Annotated in this window: 10 protein-coding genes; 7 read left to right on the top strand and 3 right to left on the bottom strand. The window is 66.8% G+C overall.

Translation table 11 applies throughout. The features are described from left to right. Positions 1–19 precede the first annotated feature (19 nt). Positions 20–748 (bottom strand): phosphatase PAP2 family protein, encoded by a 729-nt coding sequence (locus tag ARTH_RS21955; RefSeq protein WP_011689711.1) that lies wholly within the window; start codon positions 746–748, stop codon positions 20–22. A gap of 156 nt (positions 749–904) precedes the next feature. Between ARTH_RS21955 and ARTH_RS21950 the strand changes: the two genes are divergently transcribed. Beyond that, complete coding sequence (locus ARTH_RS21950; RefSeq protein WP_011689710.1) at positions 905–1,588, top strand: response regulator transcription factor; 684 nt, start codon at positions 905–907, stop codon at positions 1,586–1,588. Positions 1,589–1,679: 91 nt separating this feature from the next. On the opposite strand, the gene ARTH_RS21945 is transcribed toward ARTH_RS21950, so the two are convergent. Together ARTH_RS21945 and ARTH_RS21940 are read right to left on the bottom strand one after the other, a co-directional pair. Continuing rightward, positions 1,680–1,961, bottom strand: coding sequence for a hypothetical protein (locus ARTH_RS21945; RefSeq protein WP_011689709.1), 282 nt, complete (start codon positions 1,959–1,961; stop codon positions 1,680–1,682). Between the two features lie 130 nt (positions 1,962–2,091). Continuing rightward, positions 2,092–3,546, bottom strand: a complete 1,455-nt coding sequence (locus ARTH_RS21940; RefSeq protein WP_011689708.1) for an ATP-binding protein — start codon at positions 3,544–3,546, stop codon at positions 2,092–2,094. 186 nt (positions 3,547–3,732) lie between these two features. On the opposite strand from ARTH_RS21940, the gene ARTH_RS23280 reads away from it, so the two are divergent. The 6 genes from ARTH_RS23280 (at position 3,733) to ARTH_RS21910 (ending at position 8,834) form a co-directional block, all read left to right on the top strand. Continuing rightward, positions 3,733–4,071: a hypothetical protein gene (locus ARTH_RS23280; protein WP_011689707.1), complete on the top strand. Its 339-nt coding sequence runs from the start codon at positions 3,733–3,735 to the stop codon at positions 4,069–4,071. Between the two features lie 158 nt (positions 4,072–4,229). Beyond that, positions 4,230–5,552: an alpha/beta hydrolase gene (locus ARTH_RS21930; protein ID WP_011689706.1), complete on the top strand. Its 1,323-nt coding sequence runs from the start codon at positions 4,230–4,232 to the stop codon at positions 5,550–5,552. A 91-nt stretch (positions 5,553–5,643) separates the two neighbouring features. Then, positions 5,644–6,381 carry an ABC transporter ATP-binding protein gene (locus ARTH_RS21925; protein WP_043431378.1) on the top strand — a complete coding sequence of 246 codons (738 nt, stop codon included), beginning with the start codon at positions 5,644–5,646 and terminating at the stop codon, positions 6,379–6,381. Then, positions 6,378–7,280 (top strand): ABC transporter permease, encoded by a 903-nt coding sequence (locus tag ARTH_RS21920; RefSeq protein WP_011689704.1) that lies wholly within the window; start codon positions 6,378–6,380, stop codon positions 7,278–7,280. Before ARTH_RS21925 ends, ARTH_RS21920 begins: the two co-directional genes overlap by 4 nt. Beyond that, positions 7,273–8,241: an ABC transporter permease gene (locus ARTH_RS21915; protein WP_011689703.1), complete on the top strand. Its 969-nt coding sequence runs from the start codon at positions 7,273–7,275 to the stop codon at positions 8,239–8,241. The genes ARTH_RS21920 and ARTH_RS21915 overlap by 8 nt, the downstream gene beginning before the upstream one ends. Positions 8,242–8,246: 5 nt before the next feature. Then, positions 8,247–8,834, top strand: a complete 588-nt coding sequence (locus ARTH_RS21910; RefSeq protein WP_011689702.1) for a hypothetical protein — start codon at positions 8,247–8,249, stop codon at positions 8,832–8,834. Positions 8,835–8,881 lie beyond the last annotated feature (47 nt).

Below are 8,881 nucleotides of genomic sequence, written 5' to 3'. Positions count from 1 at the left end.
GGGCCTCTTTCCGCACGGGTTACCGCCGGGTACGGTCCGTGGCCGTGCGGTCGAACTTCCGGATCAGCTGCACCCGGCCGATCCGGGGTGCAATGAGGGTATTCCATACCGGCAACCAGGCCAGGACCGCCGCGGTGCTGATGAACACCGAACCGACCACGTCACTGAGGTAATGGACCCCGAGGTAAAGGCGGGAGAACGCGACGACTGCCGCGAAAAGCGAACCCGCGACCAGCGCTGCCAGCCGTTGACCCTTGCTGCGGGCCAGGACCAGCACGGCGGCGAGGACCAGGGAGACGGCGAAGGCCGTGTGGCCGGAGGGGAAACTGTTGTGGCCTGTTTCAACGACCAGGGACGCTGTCACGTCCCCCGGCGGCCGGGAGCGGCCCACCAGTGCTTTGACCGCAGATGAGGCCAGCCAGCCGGCGGCGACGACGGACCCGAACGCCACCGCCTGCACCGGGTTGCGGCGGACCCCGAGCAGATACAGGCAGATGACCAGGACGAGCGTCACCGCTCCTACCGGTCCCAGTCCGTAGTGGATGGCCTCGCTCAACCCGGTTAGGGCACTGTTTCGGCCGTGGCTCAGGGCAATGTCCAGTCCCAGTTCCGGTGACACCGGCCCGAAAGACTTCGCCACCATTCCGGCCGCGGCGGTGGTGGCGAAGATGGAGGCAGCCACGGTGACCCACCACCAGGACTGAAGTCCGGGAAATATTGTGCTCCGGCGGGCCGGGGAGGTATCCATGGTGCAGTCCTGACAGTTCGAGTGCTGATGCGCGGGGCGTGCCACCAGCTTGCGGCACCGGCTCTGAGAAGAACCTGAGAGGGGCTTCGACGTTTCTCAGGTTCCGCACAACAGGACTCCGGGATACTGCAGCTATCAAAGGAAAGGGGTGCGGACATGCGGGTTCTGCTGGTCGAGGACGAAAAGATGCTGGCCGAGACGGTCCGGCGCGGGCTGGTCAACGAGGGGTTCGTGGTGGATGTCACCCATGATGGTGTCAGTGGTTTGTGGGCTGCGACGGAGAACCCGTACGACGTGATTTTGTTGGATCTGATGCTTCCGCTCAAGAACGGTTACGACGTTCTGAAGGAGTTGCGGGAGCGGCTGGTCTGGACCCCGGTGCTGATGCTGACGGCCAAGGACGGGGAATACGACCAGACGGACGCCTTCGATCTGGGAGCTGATGATTACCTGACCAAGCCTTTCAGCTTTATCGTCCTCGTTGCCCGGATCCGTGCCCTGATCCGGCGGGGCGCGCCGGAGCGGCCTGTCACCCTCACGGTGGGTTCGCTGACGTTGGACCCGGGCAGCCGCAGCGTGCGCCGGGGCGATACCGTCATCGAACTGACGGCCCGGGAGTACGGTCTGCTGCATTACCTGATGCGCAGCCATGGCCAGGTCGTGTCCAAAGCCCAGATCCTCGACAACGTCTGGGATCCGGCGTTTGAAGGCGGCGACAACGTGGTGGAGGTCTATATCGGCTACCTGCGGCGCAAGATCGATGTCCCGTTCGGGCTGCAGACCTTGGCCACGGTCCGGGGCATGGGGTACATGCTGGGCGCCGACCGGCCGGCCGGGTGAAAAACCTCCGCCCTTGCCCTGATTGTCCTGGTCCGGCGCGGTGCCTGAGGCCGCCTGCGGAGGTTCCGGCGCCGGTCGGGCCGGGGCTGGCTTAGGCGGTGCCGGCGTGGAACCGCCGGTGTGTGTGCGGGGCGGCTTCGCCGAATTCGAGTTCCTCCTCGATCAGCCGCTCATCGGTGTGGACTTCCTTGGGGTAGCCGGTGAGGACGTCCAGGTCAGAGCCGCCGGGGCTGTGTACTGCCGGGGCGGCAGTGTGGGCGGGTGTCGCCGGCGGCGGGGTTTTTCCGTGCTCCGCCGCGGACGCCGAGCCCATGCCGAGGCTCAGAGCGACGACGACCGCCAAAGCGGTGCCGGGTATGCTGCGAAGGTTCATGGGGACCACACTTCCTCACCGCTGCTGAGGAACCGCTGTGACGATCCGTCCCGCAACCCCGGCTTCCGCGGTCCGGATACCGCCGGCGCCGGGCCGGGGCTCCCGGATGGCTGCGAAGCCGGCCGGACTCTTACGGGGTATCCGGCGCCCGCGGGTCTCCCGCCGTGACCGGGTCCTTTGGTTGGCGGGGTTCCGGTGCCGGGGCGAAGCCCAGTTCGAAGCGGCATCCGCCGCCGAGGGTTTCGCCGGTGCGGATCCAGCCGTGGTGGGCTGTCATGATGCCGGCGGCGATGGCCAGGCCAAGGCCGCTGCCGCCGCTTTCGCGGGACCGGCTTTGATCCAGCCGGACGAACCGTTCAAAGATCCGTTCCCGGTCGGCCGCCGGCACCGGCGGGCCGTCGTTATCGATCGTGATCTGTGCCCCGCTGCCGGTGTTGCGCAACGTGATGCTGATCCGGGACGCGGCGTGCCGGTCGGCGTTGTCCAGGACGTTGCGTATGACCTGGGCCAGGCGCCGCGGGTCCCCGGTGATCCGGGAGGGTTCGAGGCTGGCTTCGATCCGGCGGGTGCTGGTGGAGCGCAACCGGCGGACTTCTTCGTTCAGGACATCGTCGAGGTCCACATCTGTAGTTTCCAGGCGCAGGCCGCCGTCGTTCGTTTTGGCCAGGGTCAACAGATCCTCGACCAGATACCGCATGCGGGCCGTTTCGCCGGCGAGAACGGTTTTCATGTGTTCCCACGTCGCCCCCGAGGCGTCGGCGGCGGCGATCTCCACACCGGCACTGAGGGTCGCGAGCGGGCTGCGGAGTTCATGGCTGGCATCCGAGACGAAGCGGCGCTGTTCCTGGTCCGAGGCCTGCAGCCTGCCCAGCATCATGTTCATCGTCTCCGCCAGCGCCTGGATCTCATCACTGGTCGGCGGGACGTCAACGCGGCCGTCCAGGTTCCGGGCGCTGATCCCTGCGACCTGGCCGCGGATCCGTTCAACCTGCCGCAGGGACCGGCCCACCAGCACCCAGACCGACACGCCCACAACTACCAGTAACAGCGGGGTGGCTCCGAGGATGAACCAGGCCACGGTGGACACCGTATCCGCCTGGACCTGCACCGTCGCGGCCACGACGACGGTGTAAAGGCGACCGCCGACGTCGGCGCCGGTCGCGATGATCAGGAAATCATCATCATCGCGCAGACTGGGCAGCCCGGACACATCCTGCGTGAGAGTCTGCCCGTGACCGGGCCGCAGGGAAGTGAGGGCAACCGTCTTCGCCGCCGGCACCGAGGCGGCAAAAACCGCCCCGCCGGGAGTAAGGATCTGCACATACTGGCCGGTGTGGGCGGTCGAGACAATGTATTGGCCCGCTTCGGCGACATCCTGCCCGGAGATCTGCGCGATCACATCCGCCGCCTGCCGCCGGGCGGCCGTTTCCGTTGAAGCGACCAGAGAGGTCTGCAGCAACACGAGCAGGACCAGCCCGCCCACGGCCAGAGCCGCCGCGACCACCAGAACCGCAGTTGCCGTGGCGCGCTTGCGCACACCCCACCGCGCGCCGCCGGCAGAGGGCAGAACCCGGTCAGTATCCATAATCCAAGGATGGGCCCGGCACGGTGCAGATACCAAACCCCTCCCGTGGCAGGGTACCGGATCCGGTTCAGCGGGATCTCAACCGGGTTAAGGGTCCTCTCAGGTCCCGCGGGACACACTGGATCCATAGCCCCCCGCACCGGGAGGCGCCGGCGGACCCGCAACCCGCCACGAAAGGAGCCGGACATGAACGTCAAAGACCTGAAAGCCAGGACAAAAATCGTCATCGTCAGCGCAGGAGTCCTCGGCCTGGCCGGACTCGGCATCGGGGCAGCAAACGCTGCCACCCCCTCCCCGTCACCGACCACCACCCAGTCCGTCACCGCGGATACCCCCACCCCGGGTGACACGGCCGACGCGCCGGGCACGGTGGAGAAGGCCACGCCCGGCGACGCCGCCGACGCCCCGGGCGCGGCCGAGGGAACCGAAAAGGCAGACGCCCCTGAAGCCCCCGGTGATACCGGACCGAACGTCGAACAGACCGGTGAGCACACCGATCCGGGCGACGCCCCCGGAACTCCGTAACACCGGGCACCCAGGGAAGAAACCAGCCGGCGCCACGGACCCCCCAGCCCTCACCGCCGGCATACCAGGACCCGCGAAGCACCCCGGCTTCGCGGGTCCTCCTGTCCCCGGTAACAATCCCCCGGCGTCCACAATGTCCTGACCTGTTAGAGGACCGCATGATCACCCTGACCGGAGTGGAGCTGTTGAGCGGGGCAGTCCCGGCCTGCACCGCTGTTGCTGCCGCGGCGGCCGCGCTCTTCCTGCTGATCCGCCGCCGGCGGCGCTGGTGGATGGCCACGGGCGGGGCCTTTCTGGCCGCGGCACTGCTGGCTGCGGGGACGGGCTGGGTTCTGGTCCACGCCGCGGGGGTTTCGGCCCAGGAGCTGCCGCTGCCCGTGACCGTGTGGATGGGGCTCGCGTACTGGGCTGTGCTGCTGGCCGGGCTGAACCTGGCCGGAAGCTCCCGGCGCCGCAGAATCCTGGCACCGGTGGCCATGACGGCGCTGATTCTGGTGGCGGCGTTACAAGTGAACATCTACTTCGCCGCGTACCGGACCCTGGGTGACATGACCGGGGCCAGTACCGCCGCCATCGGGGCGCTGCCGCAGGCCGCGCGCGCGGTACCCCGCACCATGCCCGGGCCGGCTTCCGGCCCGAAGACTGGCCCGGTGGCCTCGACCTGGGTGAAACCGCCGGGGCTCCCCGCGACCGGGACGATAAGCTCGGTGCAGATTCCGGGTATCGTTTCAGGTTTCGCTGCACGCCCCGCGTACGTCTACCTCCCCCCGGCCTACCAGGCCCCGTCCCGGCCGGCGATGCCTGTCCTGGTCTTGGTGGCGGGCCAGCCCGGCTCACCGGCGGACTGGATCACCGCCGGAGGAGTAGCAACAACCATGAATGCCTTCGCAGCAGCGCACGAAGGGCTCGCCCCGGTTGTCGTTATCCCGGATGTCAACGGCTCGGCGCCGGGGAACACCATGTGCATGGATTCGAAGATCGCCAACGCCGGCACCTATCTCGCCACCGATGTTCCGGCGTGGATCAAGACCACCCTGAGAGTGGATCCGGTCCCGGCCCGCTGGGCGGTCGGCGGGTTCTCCTTCGGCGGGACCTGCGCCCTGCAGATGGCGGCACTGCACCCGGACATCTACCCTTCCGCGATCGACCTCAGCGGCGAAGCCGAACCCGCGCTGGGCCCGGACCGGTCCGCAACTATCGCCCAGGCGTTCGGCGGCAACACGGCAGCCTTTGATGCGGTCTCGCCCCTGAAGGTCCTGGCCGCCGGGCACTACAGCCACAGCAGGATCTACCTTGCCGCCGGGGCGCAGGATGGAACGTTCTCCGGATACCAGGCCCGGACCGCTGACGCGGCCGCCAAAGCCGGCATGAGCGTCAGGACCGTCCTGGTCCCGGGCCAGGGGCACTCCTGGGAGATCCCCCGACAAACGATGGGACCGGCCCTGGACTGGCTGGCTCCGGCCCTCGGCCTGAGCCGCTGACGCCCGGGGGCTCAAGAGCGAGCGTCCGGGGTTCAGGGGTTCAGGCCCGTCCTCAGGTTTCTCTTACCGGCGTCGTCATAAGTTGCGGTGTATGACGGACATGGCAATCGAAACCAGCTCACTGGCTAAGGCTTACGGATCCAAGCAGGCCCTCCAGGCCCTGAGCCTCGAGGTCCCTCGAGGGGAAATCTTCGGGCTACTCGGACACAACGGGGCGGGTAAAACCACCACCGTGAACATCCTGACCACCCTGCTGCCGGCTACGTCCGGCACAGCCCGCATCGCCGGCCATGACGTGGCCACCGGCGCTGACCTGGTGCGCCGCTCGATCGGTTACCTGCCGGAGAATGTCCAGTTCTACGACAACCTCACCCTCACCGAGAACCTGACGTTCTTCGCCAGGCTCTCCGGGATAGCGGCCCCCGCAGCCCGGATCGAAGCGGCCCTTGGGGCCGTGGACTTCACCGGCCACGGCCACGAGAAAATGTCCACGTTCAGCAAAGGGATGCGTCAACGCGCCGGCATCGCCCAGGCCATCCTGCACGAACCGGCGGTGCTGTTCCTGGACGAACCGACCTCCGGGCTGGACCCGCAAGGGGTGGCCAACCTGCGGGAAATCATCATCGGCCTCAACCGGTCACTGGGAATGACGGTGTTCATGAACACCCACCTCCTGGCCGAAGTGACCAAAACGTGCACCAGCATCGGAATCCTCAGCTCAGGGCGGCTGATCTACCAGAACTCCGTCGCGGCCACCCTCGGGGCCTTCCCCGACCAGGCATCCCTGGAAGACATCTACCTCCACATCGAAGCCGGCACCCCGTCATGAATCCCTGGGCCGCCACCGTCAGTCATGAACTGCGCAGCGCCGGACGTGAACGTCTGCCCCAGTTGCTCCTGGCCGTGTTTATCGGCATGACCGCAGTCTCGGCGTTCATCGGCTCGGCCGCGAAGGCAACCGTCACGAACGTGTACAACTCAGCCGCCGGCCAGGGACTGACAAGTGCCCCTAACCCCTTCGGCAACGTCCCGGCCCTCTACTACGCCCGCAATACCGTCATTTACATCCTCCTGATCGGGGCTCTCCTGGCTGTTGTGACCGGTGTGCAGTCCGGGATGCGGGACCGGCGTGCCCGGACGATCGACCTGGTCCTGACCCGGCGCCTGTCCCCGGCCGGGTACCTGGCCGCGAAATTTACCGGCATCAGCCTGGGACTCCTGGGCGTGCTGGCGGCCTCGGCGCTGATAAGCATGGCCTCCATCAGCGCGGTCACCGGCAGCATCCCGGCACCCGGCCAGCTGCTCCGGCTCACCGCCCTCTTTGCCCTGGCATGGATCTTCCTGCTCTTCTTCGTGGCCCTGGGCATGCTGGCCGGGCTCCACGCATCCAGCTACACCGCCGCGCTCCTGGTTCCCATCGTGGTCTGGAGCGTCATTATTTTCGTCCTGCCCCTGCTCGGCACCGCCGTTCACCCGGTCTCGCTGTTGAACCCGGTGACACCTCCCGCGGCCCCGCAGACCGGGATCTTCGCCGTCACCGGCTCCCTCACCGGCCCCCTGTCCCTCGGGGAGCAGTTCAAACACGTCGCTTCGATCCTGCTGCAGGACCCCCAGGCCAGCGGCACGATGACCGGCGGGATCATGGTCATCCTGGCCTTCCTCGCCGTCGGGGTCACCCTGATCGTCCTGACCGGCCGCGCGAGCATGCGAAAGGAACTCCATGACTAGCCTCCTCACGCTCTGCGGGAAGGAAATCCGGGACTTGTCCCGAAACCGTTCCATGCGGCTGCTGATCACCTTCCTGGCCCTCATCGTCGTGCTCTCCGTCCTCGTAGCGGCCGCAGACTTCCGTGCCAAAACCGCTGACTACACCAGCTACCTGGCCGCCCTCAAAGCCAGCGGCGGCACCGTCACCGCACCGCCCCCGGACCTCTTCCCGCTGCAGATGCTGCGGGCAGCGATGGAGTACCTGGAAATCGTCGGGGCACTCTTCGCCGTGATCCTCGGCTACGGACTGATCGCCAAGGAAAAAAACAACGGCACCCTGCAACTGATCTTCACCCGTCCCCTGGGACGCCACAGCTTCGCCGCCGGCAAAATCCTGGCCGCCTTCACCATCTGGGCCGCCGTCACCGCAGCCCTGTTCTCCGTCATCACCGGGGCCCTGCTCATCGCCGGCAACGCCCCCCTGACCGGCACAGACCTCACCCGACTAGTACTCGCCGCAGCCCACACCACCATCTACCTGACCATGTGGTCGCTCGCCGCGCTGGCCCTGGCCGCCCTCACCCGGACCCCGGCCACCGGCCTGGTACTGGCCCTGGTCCTCTGGCTCATCGTCGTTCTGGTGATCCCCCAGATCGGCGACACCATGGATCCGGACAACCAGATCCCCGGAGGGCTGTTCGCAAGCCTCCAAATCGACAAAGCACACGAACACGCCGTTATGGCCAACTTCACCGGCTACGAAACAGCCCGCGACCTCATCGAACAAACCTCCCTCACCAAACAATACGAACGCCCCCTCTTCGCCTGGCTCGGTATCAAAAACCAATACAACCAACAGAGCCCCGCCTATGTATGGGCTCAGACCTTCAACCACACCCTCTGGCTCCTCGCCGGCTTCACCGCAGCAGCGGGCTCCGCGGTCCTGGCCGCCACCCGGCACAAACTCCTCCGAAAGGCCTAAGAACAATGAAAACGCCCGCCCTTAAAAAAATCCTCCCTCTGGCCCTCATCGCCATCGCCATCCTGTCCGCCATCCTGATCTGGCAAGGGGCCTCCGGCCCCGGCAGCCCCACGGCCGGCACCACCGGCACCGCCGCGGCCGGCCCCGCAGCGACCGTACTTCCCGTGACAAAAAACCCCATCACCGCCACCGGGACCGCCCCCGGACTGACCATCAGCAAGGCCAAGGCCGAAGACAACACCGACCCGCAAACCAACGCCGCAGTCCCGGACCGCCTTCAGTTCACCCTGAGCAACTCCACCCCCGCGCCGCTTACCGGCCTGGAGGTGTACTACACCATGAAAGACACCGCCACCGGACAGACAGAGTCCTACTACCAGAAACTCGACGGGCTGACCCTGGCACCTGATACGTCAGCGACAGTGTATTTCGACAACGCCACCGGCACCGGGCACTACCCGGAGAACAAATACAGCCTCTACCGCACCTCCACGAACGAAGTAAAAATCAACGTCGAAGCCGCCGCCCCCGGACTCGCCCCGGTCACCGCCACCGCCACGAAAGCCAAAGGCACCGGAGAAAAAATCGACTAACCCCCTACCGGTCAAGCACTGGTGCAGGAATAAGACTCAGGACGCCC

Origin of the sequence: Arthrobacter sp. FB24 (genome assembly GCF_000196235.1) — a bacterium.
GTDB lineage: Bacteria > Actinomycetota > Actinomycetes > Actinomycetales > Micrococcaceae > Arthrobacter.
This window is presented reverse-complemented; position numbering and strand designations above follow the sequence as displayed.